Origin of the sequence: Tannerella sp. (assembly GCF_030528505.1) — a bacterium.
Lineage (GTDB): Bacteria > Bacteroidota > Bacteroidia > Bacteroidales > Tannerellaceae > Tannerella.
In genome coordinates this window covers 1-21,790 of record NZ_JAUMYS010000051.1, presented here as the reverse complement: position 1 = coordinate 21,790, position 21,790 = coordinate 1, and the positions used below count along the sequence as shown (strand labels likewise).

Below are 21,790 nucleotides of genomic sequence, written 5' to 3'. Positions count from 1 at the left end.
GATTGGTTAAAAATCCTTTTGTGATTTATCTCCCGCAAATTGTTTGTAATAAATCACAGTTGTGATGGATTCGCCGCAAACCGATTGTAATCAATCACAGTTGTGATGGATTCCGATGACGCTGGTCAGAAACGTTTGATCAAGAACGAAGGACGGAACCGAAAAAAAATGCCGAACGAATAGTTCAGTCGGTCTCCCTCCGCATCGTGCCGTTTTTGCGGATCGACTATTCGCGTCCCCATCCGATAGAAGGCATCGGCATTGATGCCCAGCGAAAACTCCCGGCCGAACTTGCGCGTATATTCGGCTCCGGTATAAATCATACGGGGATTTCGGTAAACGGCATCCTCTAAATAGGTGGAGATTGCCCCATAGAGAGGATTTCCAAACAAAGAGATGAAATCGTCGCATTTCCAGTAAGCAGCCTGCACGCGGAAGTCGGACAAGTCGGCCGTCATGCTTCCGTACCAGCCATAGCCGCGTTTCAACGGCCACAGATTCCCGGCATGCTGATAGTAGCCTGTTACGTCGAGCTCCAGATTGAGTTTCTTCAACACGCCGCGTCGTACATTCCAGTCCACCCCGAGACCGGTCGCACCGTTCAGCATCGTTTGCACCGACTGTCCATTACTGATCGTATCGAGTTCGCCACCGCGATGTTGCGCCAATGCTTGTATCTGGGCGTAGGCATGAAAGGTCGATTCCGGCGAGTTGAACTTAAACCGCGAAGACCAACCGAACGTAAACGCTTCCTGATGCGTATCCAGTTTGTAAATAAAACTTTCCCAATTCAGCCAGATATCCATATCCATCCAGCGCGGATGATATAAGATTTGCAGTCCCGCCTCCGGGTCGGACGATAAGTTTAGCTCCGGATTATAAAGCGGAGCGATCAGACGATGATTGCTTCCGCCATATAAATCGCCCAAAATCAAGTCTACCTGATCCGACAACGCCACGTGAGCCCGCAAATAGGGCAGTAAATGTACGTTGTGCTTCGACTCTTCTCCTCTCCAGACCGCGATATCGTTATAGGCAAATGCCGGATAACGAGTTGCTCCCCAGAACCAGATGGAATGAAGGCCGCCTTCCAGCTTGATGTTTTCCGTAGGATAATATGCCGCTTTAAGTTGCAACCAGAATCCCGGCAGAGTATATCCTTTTTGTACGAACGTGGTGCTCTCGGCATTCCGGAAAAAACTGAGATTATCTACCGCGATAAACAACTTGCGCTCATTTTCAGGATTTATCCGGTAGTCGGTCATAAAAACCTTTTCCGCAAGCTGTGCACGTAGCGGAGGCGTGTGAGTGCCGAACCCTGCAAACAGCATACTTAGAAAGAATACTCGTAAACCGTAAAATCGTATCATGCCTTTTCAAAAAACGGATGCAAACATAAAAAAATTACGCCGAACTTATGTATGCTAATGTCAGAAATTTAACCGATACGTCCGAAATACTCTGATAAAAACATGCTATATAACATCTTTTTAAGTTGTCGCATTCAGCAGAAGAACGCTAATTTTACACGCAAAATTGATAAAAGACTGATTATGGAGAATGATCAAACACAATCCGGCCTGCGTGTGGAAGATTTTCGCACGCAGATAGACGGAAAAGAAACTTCGCTATGTATTCTGACGAACAAGTCAGGCACCGAAGTAACCGTAACCAACTACGGTGCTAAAATTGTCTCACTTATGGTGCCCGATAAAAACGGGCAACTGACGGATGTCGTTACCGGCCACCGTTCGATCCATGATTACCTCACTTCCGAAGAGCCTTATTTCGGCGCCATTTGCGGACGCTACGGAAACCGTATTGCCAAAGGTCGTTTTACGCTCGACGGAACGGTTTACGACAAATTGGCCATTAACAACGGACCTAACAGTCTGCACGGTGGTGTTAAAGGTTTCAATGCCGTGGTGTGGGACATGGAGCAAGTTGATCAACAGACCGTCAGATTGCAGTATACCTCGGCCGACGGAGAGGAAGGATTTCCCGGAACTCTGACGGTTGAAGTGACGTACCACTGGACGGATGCCAACGAACTGGCCATTGCGTACCATGCAACGACCGACCAACCTACCGTCCTGAATCTCACGAATCATTCGTACTTTAATTTGTCCGGCGCCGGCGATCCGTCGATTGGAGACCATCTGCTCATGATTGATGCCGATGATTATCTCCCGACCGACGAAACGGCCATCCCGCTCGGCCCGAAGGCAACCGTAGAAGGCACGCCGATGGATTTCCGCGAGCTTCATCGCGTAGGAGAGCGTATCGATGAACCGTTTGAGCAGCTGATTATCGGGAAAGGCTATGACCATACGTATGTTTTGAACCGTACATCCGATGGGCCGCCGGTATTTTGCGCCCAATGTGTTTCGCCCAAGACCGGCATTGTGATGGATACTTATACCACCGAACCGGGCGTACAACTCTATACCGGCAACTGGATGACCGGTAATTTCGAAGGGAAGAAAGGCCAACGCTATCCGATGCGTGCAGCCTTGTGCCTCGAAACACAGCACTTCCCCGACAGTCCCAACAAACCCGACTATCCGTCGACCGTGCTTCGTCCCGGCGAAGTATTTGAAAGTACAACCGTGTACGCATTTTCTGTGGAGTATTAGTGGAATAATTATGAGAATAATAGATTAATAAAAAACTAAAAAGAACAATGAATTATGAATGACAAAAAGAATTACACATTACCAATTATCGTAATGATCTTCCTGTTCGGTATGATTTCGTTCGTAACGAACCTTGCCTCTCCGATGGGAGACATTTTGAAGTTTCAGTTCAATGTGCCCAACTGGATGGGAACATTAGGGGTATTTGCCAATTTTATTGCTTATGCCGTTATGGGATATCCTGCTGGTAACCTGTTGCAAAAATTTGGGTATAAGAAGACAGCATTGATTGCAATTTCTATCGGTTTTGCGGGGGTAGGCATTCAGACACTTTCGGGTACGATGGAAAGTTTTGGAGTATATCTGCTGGGGGCATTCATTGCAGGTTTTTCTATGTGTTTGTTGAATACGGTAGTAAACCCTATGCTGAATTCACTCGGAGGAGGAGGTAATAAAGGAAACCAATTGATTCAGATCGGTGGCTCGTTCAATTCGTTGTGCGGTACGGCTGTGATCATTCTGACAGGTATTCTTATTCCGGAAGGGATCAAGAATGCTCAAATTAGCAACGTGTTCCCGCTCATGTATGCAGCGTTGGCTATTTTCGCCTTTGCCTTTTTAGTGATTGCGCTGACAGCTATTCCTGAAAAAGATAAAGAGCAACAAGTGTCTTCTGAATCTTCTCAATACAGCCCGCTATCTTTCCGTCATTTTATCCTCGGTGCGATAGGTATTTTCGTATATGTCGGTGTTGAGGTAGGTATTCCGAACGTATTGAATAAATGGCTACAAAACCCTGATTTAGATGTGTTGCAATTAAATGGCATGGGGAATCCCGAAGCGATTGCCGGCTCCGTAACCGCGACGTATTGGTTATTGATGCTCGTAGGTCGGTTGCTCGGAGCTGCGATCGGTAGCAAGGTATCGGCCAAGAGTATGTTACTCGTAGCTTCAGGATTAGGATTAGTACTTACGCTTGTGGCCATGTTTGCCCCTGTCAGCTCATTGATTAATCTGCCTGTATTCAAGAATGATGCCAGTGGGCTGTTCGGACTGGTGCAAGTTCCTGTAAGCGCAGCTTTATTGGTGTTGATCGGTTTGTGTACTTCTGTGATGTGGGGTGGTATCTTCAATCTGGCTGTTGAAGGATTAGGCAAATACACCGAAAAGGCCTCCGGTATTTTTATGGTGATGGTTTGCGGTGGAGGTATTCTCCCGTTGTTGCAAAATGCAATTGTGGATATGAAAGATGGTATAGGGTATATGGCCAGCTACTGGGTAATTGTAGCCGGGCTGATTTACCTCCTCTACTATGCGCTGATCGGTTGCAAGAACGTGAATAAAGATATTCCTGTGAATTAAGATAGACAAGTGCCGCTTCGCTCCGCAAGAGGAGGAGCGGTATTTTTTTAAGTATAAAATAACGGATTAACAGTATGGAAGTAGAACATGTAAGAAGCCGGTTTATCAAACATTTCGACGGCACTACCGGCACCGTATACGCGTCTCCGGGACGTATTAACCTCATTGGCGAACATACCGACTATAACGGCGGTTTCGTATTCCCCGGAGCGATCGACAAGGGCATGATGGCCGAACTGAAACGAAACGGCACGAACAAGGTTCGTGCTTATTCGATCGACATGAAGGATTATGTGGAGTTCGGTTTTGAAGAAGCTGACGCGCCGCGCACAAGCTGGGCACGTTATATCTACGGCGTATGTCGTGAAATCATTAAGCGCGGCGGAAAGCTCGAAGGGTTTAATACGGCGTTTGCAGGCGATGTACCGTTGGGCGCAGGCATGTCATCGTCGGCAGCATTGGAGAGCGTGTACGCCTATGCGTTGAACGATATGTTCGATCTGGGCATCGACAAGTTTGAACTGGCTAAAATAGGACAGGCTACGGAACACAACTACTGTGGCGTGAAATGCGGTATTATGGATCAGTTTGCCTCGATCTTCGGAAAAGCCGGTAGCCTGATGCGTCTCGATTGCCGTTCGCTCGAACATCAATATTTCCCGTTCGACCCGAAGGGGTACAAGCTCGTTTTGCTCGATACCGTGGTGAAGCACGAACTTGCGTCGTCCGCTTATAACAAACGTCGCGAATCGTGTGAAAACGTCGCACGTGCCATCGGCGTGGAATTCCTGCGTGATGCTACGCTGGAGCAACTCAAAGCCGTGAAAGGCAAAGTGAGTGACGAAGATTATATGCGTGCCGAATACGTGATTGAAGAAATTCAGCGCGTGCTCGATGTTTGCGACGCGCTCGAGAAAGGCGATTATGAGACGGTCGGCAAGAAAATGTACGAGACGCACGAAGGTATGAGCAAGCTTTACGAGGTAAGCTGTGAGGAGTTGGATTTCCTCAATGACATTGCCCGTGAGTGCGGCGTAACCGGTTCGCGCGTGATGGGGGGCGGTTTCGGCGGTTGTACCATCAATCTGGTAAAAGACGAACTGTACGAGCCGTTCGTTACGAAGGCCAAAGAGGCTTATCGTGCCAAATATAACCGTAGTCCGAAAGTGTACGACGTTGTGATTAGCGACGGGGCACGTAAGGTGTGTGACTAACGGAAATCAGTATTCATAACGGGCTGTCCGGAGAGAAAAAGCATCACGCTCTCGGGCAGCCTTGTTTTTTTACGGGGTACTACTATGCCCAAGAAAATGGCGGACAGTGTAAATCGAAATCGGAAAAGCCTTTTCTGCTGACACAGGTTTTTCCATAAAAAAACTTTTGCACAGAACGGTTGCTCTCTTCATCTGAGGCCGTTTACAAATAAAGAAGATTAATTTGAGAGGTAAAATGAATTCTTTATTCTTGTAACCGTCTGATGTACAAAAGCGAACTGTTGTGCAAAAGTCACTCTATCGATTCTTTTTCTGTTCTTATTGCTTATTTCTTTGTAAGCACGTAGTTGTCGGCCAGTTCGCCGGTCGGCTTGTTCCCTTCTTTGTCAAGCATAGTAAGCTTGTCGCCTTCAATCAGCCACTTCGTCATATCTTCTCCTTCTCCTAAAGTGATGATGTTGCTGGCAGCGTCCCATACAATCGTGCCCGACGATTCGAAGCGCCCGTCTTCTTTTTCCTGATATACTTGCGTCAGTTTATACGTTTGGTCACTCATAATTTCAAGGGTGGTTTCGATGCCACTGCAATCGGCGCAGGGTAGAACGCCGTAATACACGCCGGCCTTATCAAAAGTGGGTGCCTGTACCGTTTCAATCATCTGATCGTTCTCGCTGGTTTCCGTATTTTTGTTACCGGGTTTGCAAGATACGAGCCCAAACAGGAGTGCCGTGACTCCCCAAAAAAATAAATTCTTTTTCATACGATGTAATAATTAAGTTGAGTTAATCCAACAACTAAAACAAACTTCTCGATAAAATGTTTACGACATACCCGAAAAGATGTGAGTTTTTTGTATCTTTTCGGGTATTTAAATGTTTTTTTTTAAAAAGAGCTGTTTGCTATTAGCCCTTGTTCGAAGACTGAAGTTCCTGATCCATAGCAGCAGCGGCTCTGCGTCCGTCACCCATGGCAAGGATCACGGTGGCTCCGCCACGCACGATATCGCCTCCGGCGTATACATCGGGAAGAGAAGAACGCATATCGTCCTCGTGCACAATGATGGTGCCTTTTGACGAGATTTCTAATCCTTCGAATGCTCTTGGAATGAGTGGGTTCGGAGAGACGCCGACACTGACGATTACCTCGTCTACGTCGATCGTTTCCACTGCGCCTTCGATCGGTACGGGGCGTCGACGTCCGGAGGCATCCGGTTCTCCGAGCTCCATCTTCTGCAGGCGCATCTGTTTGACCCGACCGTTTTCGTCGCCCAAGTATTCGATCGGATTGTGTAATGTCAAAAATTCAATTCCTTCTTCTTTGGCATGTTTTATTTCTTCGAGGCGTGCGGGCATCTCTTCTTCACTGCGACGATAGACGATCATGGCTCGTGAAGCGCCCAAGCGACGTGCCGTACGCACCGAGTCCATCGCCGTATTGCCTCCGCCGATGACAGCCACGTGCTTGCCTTGCAAGACCGGCGTATCGGAATCTTCGGCCGCGGCATACATCAGGTTGACGCGTGTCAGGTATTCGTTCGACGACATAACCCCGATCAGGTTCTCGCCCGGGATATTCATGAAATTGGGCAGACCGGCACCACTGGCCACAAAAATGCCTTTGAAACCGTCGGCATGCAAGTCGTCGTAGCTGATGGTTTTGCCCACAATGCAATTAGTGATAAAGTGAACGCCCATGCGTCGCAGACCGTCGATTTCGAATTCGACGATCCGGTTAGGCAGACGGAATTCCGGTATCCCGTATTTCAATACACCGCCGATTTCATGCAGCGCCTCGAACACGGTCACGTCATAGCCGCGTTTGGCCATATCGCCGGCAAACGAGAGCCCGGCCGGGCCGGAGCCGACGACGGCGATACGTATGCCGTTGGCCGGCATCATCTCCGGAGTCGAAGATTCGCCACTTTCACGCTCGTAATCTGCCGCGAACCGTTCGAGATAACCGATGGCTACGGGTTCTTTCTTCATCTTCAGATGCACGCACTGCGCTTCGCACTGTTTCTCCTGCGGACATACGCGTCCGCAGACAGCCGGCAGACTGCTTGTTTCTTTCAGTGTTTGGGCGGCTTTGAGGAAATCGCCTGCTTCGATATACTTGATAAAAGTGGGGATGTTAATGCTTACGGGGCATCCGCTCATACACGTCGGATTGGGGCAGTCGAGGCATCGCTGCGCTTCAAGCATGGCTTCGTCGGCAGTCAGGCCGAGGTTGACTTCTTCGTGGTTGCGGCTGCGGTAGTCAGGGTCAAGCTCGTTCATCCGGACACGCGGAATATCGGTGCGATCCTTGTTCTTCTTCGATTTACGCAGCGCTTCTCTCCAAGGCTCGGCGCGGCGTGTAGCAATGAGTTCTTCTGTTGTCATATGGATTCCGGTTGTTTTTTATCGATTCCTTTATAGGCATTCAGGCGCATCATCATCTCGTCGAAATCGACCTGATGTGCGTCAAATTCAGGGCCGTCGACACAGACGAATTTGGTTTGTCCGCCTACGGTCACGCGGCAGGCGCCACACATGCCTGTTCCGTCGACCATAATCGTATTCAGCGAAGCGACGGTCGGCACTTGATATTTCTTGGTCAATTCAGAGACAAATTTCATCATAATGGCCGGGCCGATGGTCACACATAAATTGACAGGTTCGCGGTTGATGATCGATTCGACGCCGTTCGTTACCAATCCTTTTGTCCCGTACGAGCCATCGTCGGTCATAATCATGACTTCGTCCGAGCAGGCGCGCATTTGTTCTTCCAGAATAACCAACTCTTTCGTTCGTGCGGCCAAGACGACAATCACGCGGTTTCCGGCACGATGAAACGCTTCGACGATAGGTAGCAGGGGGGCGACTCCGACTCCGCCGCCGGCACAGACTACCGTTCCAACTTTTTCGATATGGGTAGCTTGTCCCAATGGACCGACTAAATCGGTGATCGATTCGCCGGCATTCAGCTCGCAAAGCTTCTTCGACGAGCGACCGATGGCCTGAACGACCAACGTAATCGTACCTTTCGACGTGTCGGAGGCCGCAATCGTCAACGGGATGCGTTCTCCTTTTTCGCCTACACGGACAATGACAAAATGTCCTGCCTTACGCGAGCGTGCAATCAGCGGAGCTTCTACCTCCAGCTTCACCACGTGAGGAGAAAAATACTCTTTACTTACAATTTGATTCATGATATTCTCTTGTTTGTTATTCAAATAGTTCTTTATCTCTGACTAACATTAGAATGGCAGAATGCGGCAAGATCAGGTACTTCTCATCGTTCAGGCTGATCTCATAGGCCGAGCTTTGCAAATAGACGGCCAGATCTCCTTCTTTCGCCTGCAAAGGCAAATAAGAACGTTTCTCGTCTTTCTTTTTCCATAGCTCATCTTCGTCGGTTGGCATAGGAAGCGGATAGCCCGGCCCGATGCGAATAACGTAGCCTGTCTGTAATTTTTCACCTTCCTGCACCAGCGGAGGAAGTAACAAACCCGATTTTGTTTTTACCTGCGGATTGGTAGGTTTGACCAATACTTTATCTCCCACCATTAAAAAATTGTCAAACGCTTTATGCTCTATCGACAACTGCATTTCTTTTCTTTTTATACAAACGCAAAAGTAATATTTATATGGAAAGAAGCCAAATTATTCCTTTACCAGCACACGAAAAGCAGCTGGAATAGGTGTTTCGAAAGCTAATTCACGCCCTGTTACCGGATGAATGAATGAGAGGCGGAAAGCATGCAGCATCAGTCGCTCGGCCGGGTCGGTCTTTGCTCCGTATTTCGGGTCGCCGGCTACCGGATAGCCGGCTTCTTCCATTTGGGCACGGATCTGGTTTTTGCGCCCGGTCTCCAACTCACACTCCACAAGCGAGTAGCGGTCGTTGCTCTGTAACACACGATATTGCATCACGGCTTCCTTGCCGCGCGAGGCGTCGGTACAGTATACTTTCATGCGGCTGTTTTCGGCCAGATAGGAGACAAGTCTGCCCTGTGCCGGGTCGGGTTTGCCTTCGACCACAGCTACGTACGAGCGGCGCGTAATCATGGCGGACCAGTCGTTGCGCAGTTTCTCCTGTACGCCTTTGTTGCGTGCAAACATCATCAGCCCCGAAGTGCCCTTGTCTAAACGGTGAAGCACGAATACCCGATTGCGCGGGTCTTGTTCGCGCACATAGCCCGACAGAAAGGCGTAAGCCGTGCGTTCCTGTGCCTGCGACTCGGAGACTGATAACAGTCCGTCTTTTTTCTCAATCACAATGAGCGATTCGTCTTCCCAGACAATACGGAGATAAGGATTGTTGAACGCGACTTTGGCGCGTTCATGGCTGATTAACACCTTATCACCCGGGCGCAAAGGCGTGTCGAAGTGTGTTTTTACTTTGCCGTTAACCCATATTTGCCCGTGTTTGAGCAGACTTTTAACCGAACTTTTGCTCCGGTCTTTCAGCAGTTCGAAAAGATAGGGGAGCAGAGTAGTCTCCTGCCTGACCGTTACACGCTGTCCGCGCGGCAGCGCTTCGTTGTGCGACGAGAGGCGGTTGCCGCGGTTATACTTTCGTTGTGATGTCATCTTTACGTTTTATTTTACAGCCGCCAAAGTTACGTAATTATCCGCGAATCGGGCGGAGATTACGTTTTTTTGTCACGGGCTGACGCGTTAAAATGACTTTGTCGCAACGGTATTCTCCGGAAGTTTCCGCGAAACTCGCTAAGCCTTCCGCCGGTGTCCGGAAGTTTCCGCGCGGTTCATTAAGATGTCCGCCGACGGACGGAAGTCTCCGCGAATCTCGCTAAGTTTTCCGTCGATGTCCGGAAGTTTCCGCACGGTTCATTAAGATTTCCGCCGACGGACGGAAGTTTCCGCGAAACTTGCTAAGTTTTTCGTCGATGTCCGGAAGTCAAACGTTCTCACCGATTTTCTCAACTCCCGCTTGAGAAAAAAGGAATTGTTTACGTTGAATGTTTGTTAGAAAGGAGTTTTATAGCCAATATAACAGAGTAGGTCTTTACTTTTTATCAATGCCTGAAGATGTTCCATTTGTTCTTCGGTAGGACTTTCCTGCTCTTCAAAAAGATATTTCTTGCCCAATTGGCGATACTTCGATTCTCCCCATCGGTGAAAAGGCAGAATGTTAATGACTTCGAGTCCGATGTCGCGGACGAATTCGGCTGTCCGGATTATATTTTCATCATCATCGTTAAAACCGGGTATAATAGGTATACGGGGAACAACAATCCCTTGCCAGTCTTGTTCCATAGCTAACAGTCCGATGTTTTTTAATATCTGTTGATTATCTACTCCTACCATTTGTTTATGTTTCTCCGGATTCATGTGCTTGATGTCCGTGAAAACCCAGTCGACGTATTGGATAACTTCAAGCCAATAAGCCGAATTGATACATGCCGTTGTTTCAATACAGACATGCATATAGTGTTCTTTACATGCCTTCAACATGGGAAGGATAAAATCTTTTTGTAGCAATGGCTCTCCACCACTGAAGGTAACACCGCCGTGATCGCCCCAATAAGGACGATCGCGATTCAGACGATGAATCAGCTCATCAATCGTATAGTATTCTCCCGAAACGGAATTCCCTTCATGTAGACAAACATCGACACATTCCTTTGTCATACACGTATCACAGATTAAACGATCGAATATCAGCTGGTCTTCTTTGCCAATCGACACGGCCTGATGAGGACATGCTTGAATACAAGCTCCACATTTTTTACATTTTGCATAACTGTGCAACATGACCGGATGCTTGAATAAACCTTCCGGATTGCAACACCATTTACACGACAGCGGACAACCGTTTAAGAATACGGTTGTTCTTGTTCCCGGACCATCATGAACAGAATATGACTGAATGCTAAAAATTAACCCTTTTACTTCTTTTTCTCTATTCTCCATCAGCATTAGATATGAATTGTTTGTGTTTATGATACGTTCAATATTGAATTGCGGCTGTTATTGTTGTGAAACAACCGCAATCCTGAATTGCCTCCTGTTTTCGATTAAACTGTTATTTAGATGGTTTGATGCTCATCGGTAAAGAAATAGCCAATAATGCGGAAAGAACAAACGAGCCGATAGCATAGTAAATCGAATACGTATAACTACCGCTTACATCCTTCAACCATCCGCCGATAAAGGAACCGAGAAACGGTCCGATTCCCATGACGATCAACGTAGCCAATCCCCATATTTTGCCCAATGTTTTTCGTCCATAGATCGATCCGGTATATCCAACGACACCACCCGGCACGATTGCCCAGTAAATGGCGAAAATGGCAGCCGCCAAGTAGGCGACAAACGTCACTTTACTTTCGCACGCTAATAAGAACAAGCAGGCAATCAGACCGACCAGCGGACCTATAATAAGCATAATCTTCCGGCCCTTCACTTCATTCTTTAGTTTTTCTACAATCTTATCTCCGAAGATGCCTAATAACGGCATACTGAAGATACCGATAATGCCGATGGTCTTATATACATTAATTGCACTGGCATCGCTCCACCCCTTATCTTTTATCCAGAAACTAACAACTTGTGTCCAGATCAGAAATTCGGCCATCATACTGGTAAGAAACATCAGAATGGCTCCCCAAATCGGATATTTGGAATAGGCCTCCTTAACGGTCCAATCTTTTTCTACAGGCACACTTCCGGCAACTGAAGCCGGTAACTCTCCATGAGGCTTAAGCCCATAATATTCGGGATTTCTTTTAGCCAAGATAACGGCAAGCACAAGCAAGACAAAAATAATAATCGCCAGTATTACCATTGTGGTGCGCCATGTATTATTATTGTTTGTCGAAGCCTTCACCACTTCGGCAAGTAACCATTGAGCCATCGGGGCCCCGGCAAATGCGATGCCCCACATCGTACCATACGTTTTTCCAACATACCATTTCCGTACCGAAACGGTAGATGTAACCCAAAGCATACCGGTTGCTATACCGGCAAGAACACCAAAAGTAAAAAGATAGGCCCAATGAAAGCTTACCAGACTTGTTAGATAAAACCCTAATCCTCCGAATACCGCGGCAATAGCATATACCGGCTTGGTTCCCCATTTGTCCAATATCATTCCGGCGAAGAATGCCACAATTGCATAGACTGTCATCATAAGAGAATATCCGAGAGTCACCTCAGCCTGTGTCCATCCCAGCTCTGTAGCCATAGGTTCCTTTAACATGGCGAACGTCGCCCTGTATCCGAATAAACAGAATACGGCTAACCACGAAGCGCCTACAACCATCATTCCATATCTTTTAGACTTATTTGATAATTCCATAATTCATGTGTTCAAAGTTAATTAATTGTTGACCAGATAAAAAATATAGGGAGAGAGAAGGCTCCTCCCTATATTTCGATCATGTTATGACACTCTTTCCTTGTAACCTACACAAGTAATTGCTGCCATATCAGGGTAAGCAATAAATTCCTTACCCATCCGACAAAGACCCAAGCCGATTTTCTCCTTGTTGAGTGTGAAATTTTCACAATGCATACACTTGGGCATACGCTCATAATTGGGGTCCACATCATCTGCATTGACGCGTTTTCCCGTGTTCCTATCAATGCCTTTTGCTACATCAATCGGAATATAATTCAGACTGTTTTTATAAATTCTTTCTTCCATAATCTTTATTTTTAATATTAACAATGAATGAAAATTAGACCAATTGATTGATTATAGCGATTCATATTCGGTTCTTGCAATCAATTCGTCTTGAACTTGCTTACCGATTTCTACCCAATATTGTGTGAAGCCGGCAACACGCACCATCAGATCACGATAATTTTCGGGATGTGCCTGAGCATCTTTCAAGACTTTAGAATCGACAATATTGTACTGTACGTGGAATCCTCCTTCTCGCATATAACTGCTTGATATGTCAATCAACTTTTTCGCTCCTTCCTGACCTTGAATGGCAGAAGGATGAATCTTGATATTCAACTGTGAATTTTGTGACATGGAATGATCCCAAATTGTCGCAGAGTTCATTAATGCAAATGGCCCGTTCTTATCTGTTCCCGGATAAGCCGACATGGAAGCATCGGCAAAAGTCGTTCCCTGCAAGCGCCCGTCGGCAGAGGCCATTGTAGCCGAACCCATTGCACCGTGAGTAGACACGGAAATCTGGCAAGCATACAGTGGATGAGCATACAGCGATTCGTACTTCCGACAATCATCACAGAACCAATCTTCCCAACCGAGCAGAATGTTGTCGACGTAAGGAATGTCATTTCCGTATTTAGGCGCATTCAAGCAATCGAAATGCATCCGATCGTACTTCGTGGAGTCGCTCGCTTTTTCCTGTTCCAGGAGAGAGAATTTACCAATCTCTTGAGCCGTTTTAAACCCGAAATTATTCATAAAGGCATCTCTCATTTGATCCAGCGTATACTTCTTGTCGTCGTATACGAGTTTCTTCAAAGCTGCCATACTGTTAATGAAGGTGATATTTCCGGCACTTTCTACATTGAATGTTGCGTTATACCGGTATCCCAGCTCATTGATCAGATGTCCTTTATCCAGACAGTCCGGCTTAAGCAGTGAGTTGACGATACTCATGTTGTTCTTCCGCCAGATATCATGCTGAATGTTGTTACACAGACAAAGAATATCGACTGTCTTTTGCCAGTATGCCTTATATTGCTCAACAAGCTCTTCGTATGTTTCAAGTTTTTTGTTGTGTGCCGGATATACCCGGTTTCCCGTACGTTGGTCGACGCCGTTAAACAATACGAGCTCGAGCACTTTAGGTTGAGAAATAAAGTGAACTCCTACGGACGTAGGCTGACCGCATCCTCCCGGAATCCAATATTCTTTATTATTCAGATGAAGAGGTTTCCAACAACCCGGAGACGTTTCCAGACAGCCGCCGATTGCCCACGCACGAGCTTCTTCAACCGTCATTCCTTCCGCAGCATACTGACTTAAAATAAACTTTTCTCCAATATGATTGTTCATAAAGGCCGGATATCCGCTTCCGATTTTAATTACATCTGCAGCCAAGGCAAGGAAATCTTTCGGCAGAGTCTCGTCATAGAGTAACGCCAAGGTAGATTGAGGCATGGCGTTTGTTCCTCCTGCTTTCAAGATCAGATACTCAAGACGATTAACCGCTGTTTTACCTTTACGGTCAACTCCTCCGATAGATACGGTGTTAAAAGTATTTCCGGAAAGTACACCTCCGACTACACCCACAGAGGCAAAACAGTCGATAGAAGTCTTGATTACGCGGTCCTGCTCACATAATTCCAATACTTGGTCTTCCGTGATTCTGCCGGCTTCAATATCCTGCTCAAACCAGGGATAAAGAACCTGACCGATTCTGCCGGGAGAAAGTCCGGATATGGCGTCTTCGTTCAATACCGCGAAATGAAGAGTTTCGATCATCTGAAAAGCTTCGATGAATGTTCTCGGTTGATACTTTTCAATCCAGAACAATCTGTCGGCCATTTCTTCATACTCTTTCTTCTGTATCGGATCTTTTTCACGTTCAGCCAGCCATGTAGCATGTTTCCCATAGTTATGAATCCATGCTTGAATACCTTCAATTGCCAGAATAATTGCCTGATAATTATACAGACGATTCATCCCCACCATGCCGTCTCCATCGGCACGACCGGCTACCTCTTCAATCTTTTCGCGAGCAATCTCCTTAATGCCTTCGAAGCCATATTCCAGCGGATAATAATAATTGATGACTTCACGTCCTTGAGGTAGAGTAAAACCGGAGTCGAACATACAAACAACCGAACGCATAATGGCTTCTTTTACATCATAGTCGGGAACCATTCTTTCGTATTTGTTCCCCAAGTCATCGACCGATTTTCCCTCCCACATTCTGGCAAGCTCCAGCAACATGGGAATTTCTTCCTGACGCATGCCGAATTTTCCGGCAATAGAGATGACTTTGCCGAAACTCTTCGTCACGTTTCCTCCGCCCTGACCGAAAGTAGAATGCTCATCTACACTGGCCGAACCTCGTTTCAAGGCTTCTTGATAAAATTTTGATTCGTTGGCCATGTAAAATCCTTCGGACAACCATGGCATGGGGAAAGAAGCGCGCATGAAAGCGCCTTTACGCATGGTCAACAATTCTCCCGGGAAAATTACCGGTGTCAAATGAGAGAATGCACATTTCAGTGCTCTGGCTCTCCGAATAACCGGCACCTCATTATCGCCCTGAAAATATTCCCGGGTATACCAGTAAGGAAATTCATTATTCGTCGACGACAACGAATCCATATAAATTCCCTTTAATTTCGCAACTCGGGGATGAGGCTCCCATTTAAACTCTCTGTCAACCAGATGGTCCGGTGCCTTTCCACCCGATTGAAATTCTAACTCCTGGCCTGATTCGACCAGCATTTCTTTGAAACTTTTAGCCATAACAATTAGATTTTAATGAATAAATCAGTTGTACAACATGGTTGTAACATCAATTTAAATAAGTCAAATAATATCGTTAAAAAACGAATCTAAAAGGTACGCTGCAAAAAGCAGCATGGTCACAAATCAATATATTAATTTCAAAAAACCGGTTAAGGAATTAATCAAAAATAATTTCAAAGAATCAAAGTCACGATTGCAAATAAACAGAAATGAATAGCAAAAAGCAAATAAGTCTGCAATATTTATGATTATTTATAAGTATTACACATAAATTGTGCAATGTGAGTTGGGTTTTATTCTATGTATCATCTCGTATTGCGGGATTTTCCCGGCTCTAAAATTAATGAAAGAGTTATCTCTTCATTCTGCCTTGCGAACAGCTGTGATCGGGATACGCAAATTCTCGGTCAGGTTCAGCATGGCATTAATCAGGAACAGTTCGTCGTACTGTTTCAATTCTGCGATATGTATCGGGGCTTCTTTGATACATCCCGCTTTCAGCAAAAACTGTCTTTGGGTACCGTTTAGAAGGTACGTTTCCGGGGTAATGTATTCATTCCCTTTTCTCAGTACGACATTGGAAAAGGATGTATCGGTTAGAAATCCATCTTTTAAAAAGAGTACTTCATCGAAGCCTTTATGCTTCCACTCGTCGTATACCAAGGCACTTCTGTCCGCATATTTGAAGGCATAATCGAGGTCGTTGGCCTCGACAGCAATCAGGGAGGATATTTGTCTGGGAATATAAGCCTCGAAGCGGATGTCTCGGATAAACCGGTCGTAGAGCAGTCTGCATTTTGTCAGCCCGGATGTGAAGGAGGGTGGTGTGATGAGCGAGAGGTCAGGCAGGTCTGGTGGGAGAAAGCCGAAATGTGCGGCTGTTTCCCGCATCCGTTTCAGATGGCCGTCTCTGTTCATGATACGGCCGTTTCTGATTGCGATTGTTTCGAGGAATTTCATCGTATTTGTTGTCCGAGGTACGTCGTTTTAAAAAGGCAGATATACTTTTCTCACCACCTCGTCGTACTCGTCTTTCATCTTGCTGTTTACGGTTATTCCTCCTCCGCTGCGATACACAAACGGCGAACTCTCCAAATCGATAAAACGGATAAGCACAGCCGAGTCAAGACTTCTACCATCGAAATAGCCGGACACTCCCGTATAAAAGCCGCGAGGCGCATCTTCTGCGCTCCGTATCAGTTCAAGAGTTGCTTCTTTGGGGGCGCCGCAGATGGAGCCGGCAGGCAGCAGTGTGCGGATGATATCTCCCAAGCGACTTTTCCAGTCTTCCGGAAGGTTGCCTTTTATCTCGGAGCTGACTTCGAGGATAGGCCCGCCGGACGTTTCGATACGGTCGATATATCGAAACCGTTCCACCCGTACGTTAGAGGCTACCATGGAGAGATCGTTTCGTATCAGGTCGACAATGGTATAATGTTCGGAAAGTTCTTTGTAATCACTTAATATCTTCGTCGCTGCATCGGGAATGCGGGCGTCGATCGTACCTTTCATCGGGTTGGAAGAGATGATACCTGCTTCTATTTTCACAAAGCGCTCGGGCGAGAAGCAGAGAAAAGTATGGGGAACGTAGATTTTATAGAAAGCTTCGGCACGCCGAAAAATCTCTTTTGGCGGCGCATTGGTTTCTATGGGTGTCTTGACCGTTAGATTCGTCAGGAAAGAGTCGCCGTGAAGCAATCCTTTGCGGACGATTGAGAAGCGGCGAGCGTATTCAGCTTGTGTTTCGGGATATTTATCAAACCGATAGTCGGAATAGGCTGTTGTTTTCGGTTGGCAGTTGGAGAAGCCGTGAAAATCGAAGAGCACTTTCTGCTGTTCGAGAGGGTTAGGGATAAAGAATCCCCGGCACAGCTCAAAGTCCAGCCCGAAAACAAACGGGCTTCCTTCAGCCCCTGCCTGATTCATCATCCAAATGACTTCTTCCGCTTTTTTCATGTTGCAAAAATATCGAAAAAACTTGGACTTGTAGGTGTTTTCGTTCTACTTTTGCGGAGTGGAAGCGATACATCCTAAACATCTGTTGATTGTAGACAATCACGACTCATTTGTGTATAATCTTGTGCAAATGATCGAAGAAAACGGGCATTGCACGTACGATATCGTTCGGAACGAATGCATTGCTCTGGAGCAGAGCATTGGCTATAAAGGCATCCTGCTTTCGCCCGGGCCGGGGCTTCCGTGCGAAGCCGGAATGCTCTGTCGCCTGATCGAAGAAACATACAGAGATACGCCGATACTGGGCATTTGTCTCGGTCATCAGGCTATCGCCGAAGTGTTCGGAGGGCGGTTGACAAGGCTCGAACATCCGCTTCACGGACACACGTCGCCCCTCTTTATTACCGAGCCCGACGAGCTGTTATTCCGGGGTATCGAGGATGGAAGTACGATCGGACATTACCATTCGTGGATTGTCCGGCAGGAGGATTGCCCTGAAGAACTGCTGACGACAGCCGTAGACGATAAGGGGCAGATCATGGCCTTTCGCCATCGGCGTTATCCTGTGCGCAGCGTTCAGTTTCATCCCGAATCGATCATGACGACGGCGGGAAAAAATATGATTGATAATTGGATTTCATCTTTATAATATGCTTATTTTATGATAAATATTTTAATCTCGGGACTGGGAGGCGTTGGCGGTTACTACGGAGGGAAACTGGCGCAGGCCTATGCTGCGAGTGAGGACGTCGCGATTTATTTTATCGCTCGCGGAAAACACAAGGACGCTATTGAGCGGGACGGCCTGCGTATTCAATCGACGTGGGAAAATTTCACCGTTCGCCCCAAAGGATTGTCGGATAGGGCAGAAGAGTTGGGCGTTAAGGCAGACTATATCCTCTGTTGCACGAAAGATTACGACCTTGAAGAAAACATCCGTTCCCTCCTCCCTGCCATCGATAGGAATACGATTATTGTGCCTCTGCTCAACGGAGCGAATATATGGGAGAGAATTGCAGCCGTAGTTCCCAAGAACGAGGTTTGGTGCGGGTTGACTTATATCGTGGCGATGAAAGCCGGTGCGGGTGTGATTGAAAATGCGCTGGAGAACCCGAAGATGTATTTCGGAAGTCCTGCCGCTCGTCATCCGCGCGAAAAAGAGTTGGAGGGGATTCTTCAAGCGGCAGGTATCAACGGCGAAAGTCGGGAGGATATTCTCTATCAGGTTTGGAAGAAATATATTTTGATTTCGGCTTCGGCGAGTTCTACATCGTACTTTGACAAGCCTACGCGGGTAGTTATTGAGACGGAAACGGAGACATTCCGCTCACTGCTCAGGGAAGCTATCGCGGTAGCTCAAGCTAACGGGATCGATATCTCGGAGGAAATGTGTCAGCATGTACTTGATCATTTTTGGAAAAACGATTTGACAACGACAACCTCCATGCACCGCGATTTTATGGCAGGCGGAAAAACGGAGCTCGAAAGTCTTTGCGGATACCTCGTTCGAGAGGGCGATCGACTGGGTGTTCCTGTCCCGACGTATCGCAAAATTTATGAGGCGCTTCTGTCAAAAGCGAACCGTTCGAAGAGCGGAGCATAAAAAACGTCGGGGAGACTTGTTCCCTCAGATTTTATTACAGCACGAGCAGGAGGCCCAGCCCGACGGATACGCCTGTTGCGATCAGTCCGGGAATCATAAAGGAATGATTTAGCACGTATTTTCCGATACGTGTCGTGCCGGTGCGGTCGAAGCTGATGGCTGCCACCACCGTCGGGTAATTCGGGATAAAAAAGTAACCGTTGACGGCCGGAAACAACGCGATCAGCATCCATGGCGATAGGCCCAGCGCGATACCGAGCGGCAGCATGGCCCGAACGGTAGCCGCCTGACTAAAAAGCAGCACGGACATCACGAACAGCGCCAGCCCGAACAGCCATGGCATCGTTGTTACATATTCTTCGATGCCGCCTTTCAGTGCGGTCATGTTGCCCGAGATAAATGTGTCGCCCATCCATGCGATACCGAATATGGCAATGACAGCCTGCATGCCGGCTGAAAAGACCGAACCCTGCACGGCTCGAATGCCGTCCGTGCGAGTCCCGATAAGAATCAGGGCGGCTGCTGAGAGCATCAGAATCTCGATGATATGCGCCATCTGCATCGAAACTGTCCCTTCGTCGGTATGAAATACGGGACGCAGCGTTGCCGACGAACCGAAAACGACAATGCCGGCCGTCGCCAGCAGGAATAGAACGACCGAAAGCAAGGCGCCACGAGGATTCTCTACCTCGCGTGTATGATGATGTCTTCCTTCAAAAGCTCCTTCTGCAAGTCGGCGCTGATAATACGGATCGTCGGTAAGTTCCTTGCCTACCTTCATGGAATAGAGCGCACCGACCAAAACGCCCGTCAGTGTGCATGGTACGGCAATCATCATGATGTCGGTCAGAGTGATGTCATATCCTGCCAGCATACTCAGCATAGCAACCGTTGCCGCCGAGATGGGGCTGGCCGTGATGGCCTGTTGCGAGGCGATGACGGCAATGCCGAGCGGACGTTCCGGACGAACTTTGGTCTCTGCGGCTACTTCGGCAATCACCGGCAATACAGAGTATGCCACGTGTCCCGTTCCGGCAAGAAACGTGAAGAGGTACGTTACGAGAGGACTGAGCAAGGTGATATGTTGCGGATGCCGCCGCAACAGGCGCTCGGCCCATTTGACCATCAGATCTAACCCGCCGGCTGCCTGCATGCAACTTGCTGCCGCAATGACCGCGGCAATCATCAACATCACGTCGATAGGGGGCGAGGTTGGACGAAGCCCGAAGCCGAACGTTAGTACCGCCAATCCGAGACCACCGGCTACTCCCAAACCGATCCCTCCTTTGCGTGCTCCTATGACAATTGCTGCCAATACAATAACTAACTGAAGAATCATAATATGCTTTTACTTTCCGAAGTCGCAAATGTACATGATATTTTGCTTATTCGCGCTCCTGAAAGTGTATTTTCTATGTTTGTGATTAGGGCATGCGTATCCATCTTTTAGTGGCAGGAAAACTTCTGTTCGATTCGATAACTGCTGTAAGGAGAGAGACGTTTCCATTTGCAATGTGTATAATATTCACGAAATCTTGATGTTCGTAAGAGTTTTCAATTTGTGATCAGACTTTTCTTGATAAAAAGTTTGTGGAAATTAAAATTTGCTCTATCTTTGCACCCGTCAAGAGACAAGGTGCCATAGCTCAGTTGGTAGAGCAAAGGACTGAAAATCCTTGTGTCCCCGGTTCGATTCCTGGTGGCACCACTTTAACAAATTCGGAGAAACAATAACAAACCGGAATTTAAGAAAATTAAAATTCAAAAACGTCTTAGTATCAATATGCTAAGACGTTTTTATTTTTTCTTATATCCCAAGTTCAGACACACGCCAGACCATAGTTTGTGTCAGAAAAGTGTCCCATTACGGCTACAATTGGGCTACAGAAAATTGAACTTCAAAAAATGTAGCCACAGACACATATCAGAACGCCATAAGATGCATCTTAAATTGTTGATATATAATACTTATGTAGAACTTTGCAGTATCGATTACGTAGGCGCACTTCACCTGGAATGGATAAGTAGTCTTTAATCATTTCGGCTACATTTTTTCAAGAAATGTATCTATAATCGGGGAAAGGTTAAGCAGGTAGTACGATAAGGCATAAAGCAATTTAATGTATGAAAAAGATTTTCAAAGTGGCATTCTATCTTAGAAGCAATTATCGAAACAAAGAAGGGAAGATACCTCTAATGTTACGAATTTATCTGAACAATGAACGGATCAATATCGGGGCTGTCGGAATCTCTATTGTTCCTGAGCTATGGGACAACAAAAAGCTACGTCTTAAAGGACGAACGGCAGAAATCCTGCAAATCAATCAGCAACTCGAGCAAGTCCAATCGACTCTTCAGCTGATCTTTCATCGTCAACAGTATGATCCGGACATTTCTTTGGATCGCATAAAGTCTGAGTATTTGGGTAAAAAAGAAGAATTTGGAAAGATTTCTTCTCTATTTGGAAAAGTCAATGGGGACGTAAAGGAACAAATCGGTATTACTCTAAGCTATGCGACGTATCGCAGATACGAGGTTACAAAAAGGTTATTTAGTCATCCCTTAAAAAGCCCAATTTTCTTCGCCTTGTAAAACTTGGA

At 46.9% G+C, this 21,790-nt stretch carries 19 protein-coding genes and 1 tRNA gene; 7 read left to right on the top strand and 13 right to left on the bottom strand.

Features of this window, described 5'->3' with window-relative positions:
- Positions 1-125 precede the first annotated feature (125 nt).
- Positions 126-1,370: a hypothetical protein gene (locus tag Q4A89_RS08815; RefSeq protein ID WP_303184979.1), complete on the bottom strand. Its 1,245-nt coding sequence runs from the start codon at positions 1,368-1,370 to the stop codon at positions 126-128.
- Positions 1,371-1,553: 183 nt separating this feature from the next.
- Here Q4A89_RS08815 and Q4A89_RS08810 point away from each other — a divergent pair, with 183 nt between their 5' ends.
- The 3 genes from Q4A89_RS08810 (at position 1,554) to galK (ending at position 5,212) form a co-directional block, all read left to right on the top strand.
- Positions 1,554-2,636: an aldose epimerase family protein gene (locus Q4A89_RS08810; RefSeq protein ID WP_303184978.1), complete on the top strand. Its 1,083-nt coding sequence runs from the start codon at positions 1,554-1,556 to the stop codon at positions 2,634-2,636.
- 54 nt (positions 2,637-2,690) lie between these two features.
- Positions 2,691-3,998, top strand: a complete 1,308-nt coding sequence (locus tag Q4A89_RS08805) for an MFS transporter (protein ID WP_303184976.1) — start codon at positions 2,691-2,693, stop codon at positions 3,996-3,998.
- 74 nt (positions 3,999-4,072) lie between these two features.
- A complete protein-coding gene (gene galK / locus Q4A89_RS08800) occupies positions 4,073-5,212 on the top strand; it encodes a galactokinase (protein ID WP_303184975.1) in 1,140 nt (379 codons plus the stop codon).
- Between the two features lie 325 nt (positions 5,213-5,537).
- On the opposite strand, the gene Q4A89_RS08795 is transcribed toward galK, so the two are convergent.
- From Q4A89_RS08795 to Q4A89_RS08745, 11 genes are all read right to left on the bottom strand, one after another.
- Positions 5,538-5,972, bottom strand: a complete 435-nt coding sequence (locus Q4A89_RS08795) for a copper resistance protein NlpE (protein ID WP_303184974.1) — start codon at positions 5,970-5,972, stop codon at positions 5,538-5,540.
- Positions 5,973-6,114: 142 nt separating this feature from the next.
- Positions 6,115-7,593, bottom strand: a complete 1,479-nt coding sequence (gene gltA / locus Q4A89_RS08790; RefSeq protein WP_303184973.1) for an NADPH-dependent glutamate synthase — start codon at positions 7,591-7,593, stop codon at positions 6,115-6,117.
- Positions 7,590-8,402 carry a sulfide/dihydroorotate dehydrogenase-like FAD/NAD-binding protein gene (locus Q4A89_RS08785; RefSeq protein ID WP_303184971.1) on the bottom strand — a complete coding sequence of 271 codons (813 nt, stop codon included), beginning with the start codon at positions 8,400-8,402 and terminating at the stop codon, positions 7,590-7,592. Before Q4A89_RS08785 ends, gltA begins: the two co-directional genes overlap by 4 nt.
- A 16-nt stretch (positions 8,403-8,418) precedes the next feature.
- Positions 8,419-8,802 (bottom strand): co-chaperone GroES family protein, encoded by a 384-nt coding sequence (locus tag Q4A89_RS08780; protein WP_303184970.1) that lies wholly within the window; start codon positions 8,800-8,802, stop codon positions 8,419-8,421.
- Positions 8,803-8,856: 54 nt separating this feature from the next.
- The gene (locus Q4A89_RS08775; protein ID WP_303184969.1) at positions 8,857-9,786 is read right to left on the bottom strand and encodes an RluA family pseudouridine synthase; all 930 of its coding nucleotides are present in this window, start codon (positions 9,784-9,786) and stop codon (positions 8,857-8,859) included.
- A 396-nt stretch (positions 9,787-10,182) separates the two neighbouring features.
- Entirely contained in the window at positions 10,183-11,130 is a 948-nt protein-coding gene (locus Q4A89_RS08770) for a glycyl-radical enzyme activating protein (RefSeq protein WP_303184968.1), read from the bottom strand.
- A 112-nt stretch (positions 11,131-11,242) separates the two neighbouring features.
- On the bottom strand, positions 11,243-12,484 hold the full coding sequence (locus Q4A89_RS08765) for a nitrate/nitrite transporter (RefSeq protein ID WP_303184967.1): 1,242 nt from the start codon (positions 12,482-12,484) through the stop codon (positions 11,243-11,245).
- A gap of 117 nt (positions 12,485-12,601) precedes the next feature.
- The gene (hpdC, locus tag Q4A89_RS08760) at positions 12,602-12,865 is read right to left on the bottom strand and encodes a 4-hydroxyphenylacetate decarboxylase small subunit (RefSeq protein WP_303184966.1); all 264 of its coding nucleotides are present in this window, start codon (positions 12,863-12,865) and stop codon (positions 12,602-12,604) included.
- A gap of 51 nt (positions 12,866-12,916) precedes the next feature.
- Positions 12,917-15,628, bottom strand: coding sequence for a 4-hydroxyphenylacetate decarboxylase large subunit (gene hpdB / locus Q4A89_RS08755; RefSeq protein WP_303184965.1), 2,712 nt, complete (start codon positions 15,626-15,628; stop codon positions 12,917-12,919).
- 363 nt (positions 15,629-15,991) lie between these two features.
- Positions 15,992-16,591 carry an aminotransferase class IV gene (locus tag Q4A89_RS08750; RefSeq protein ID WP_368389504.1) on the bottom strand — a complete coding sequence of 200 codons (600 nt, stop codon included), beginning with the start codon at positions 16,589-16,591 and terminating at the stop codon, positions 15,992-15,994.
- A 27-nt stretch (positions 16,592-16,618) separates the two neighbouring features.
- On the bottom strand, positions 16,619-17,587 hold the full coding sequence (locus tag Q4A89_RS08745) for an aminodeoxychorismate synthase component I (RefSeq protein WP_303184962.1): 969 nt from the start codon (positions 17,585-17,587) through the stop codon (positions 16,619-16,621).
- Between the two features lie 58 nt (positions 17,588-17,645).
- Here Q4A89_RS08745 and Q4A89_RS08740 point away from each other — a divergent pair, with 58 nt between their 5' ends.
- Together Q4A89_RS08740 and Q4A89_RS08735 are read left to right on the top strand one after the other, a co-directional pair.
- On the top strand, positions 17,646-18,236 hold the full coding sequence (locus Q4A89_RS08740; protein ID WP_303184961.1) for an aminodeoxychorismate/anthranilate synthase component II: 591 nt from the start codon (positions 17,646-17,648) through the stop codon (positions 18,234-18,236).
- A gap of 12 nt (positions 18,237-18,248) precedes the next feature.
- Entirely contained in the window at positions 18,249-19,190 is a 942-nt protein-coding gene (locus tag Q4A89_RS08735) for a ketopantoate reductase family protein (RefSeq protein ID WP_303184960.1), read from the top strand.
- Between the two features lie 34 nt (positions 19,191-19,224).
- On the opposite strand, the gene Q4A89_RS08730 is transcribed toward Q4A89_RS08735, so the two are convergent.
- On the bottom strand, positions 19,225-20,529 hold the full coding sequence (locus Q4A89_RS08730; RefSeq protein ID WP_303184959.1) for an anaerobic C4-dicarboxylate transporter family protein: 1,305 nt from the start codon (positions 20,527-20,529) through the stop codon (positions 19,225-19,227).
- Positions 20,530-20,825: 296 nt separating this feature from the next.
- Here Q4A89_RS08730 and Q4A89_RS08725 point away from each other — a divergent pair.
- Both Q4A89_RS08725 and Q4A89_RS08720 read left to right on the top strand, forming a co-directional pair.
- Positions 20,826-20,898: transfer RNA gene (locus Q4A89_RS08725), tRNA-Phe, on the top strand.
- 416 nt (positions 20,899-21,314) lie between these two features.
- Positions 21,315-21,782 (top strand): Arm DNA-binding domain-containing protein, encoded by a 468-nt coding sequence (locus Q4A89_RS08720; protein WP_303184957.1) that lies wholly within the window; start codon positions 21,315-21,317, stop codon positions 21,780-21,782.
- Positions 21,783-21,790: the final 8 nt, after the last annotated feature.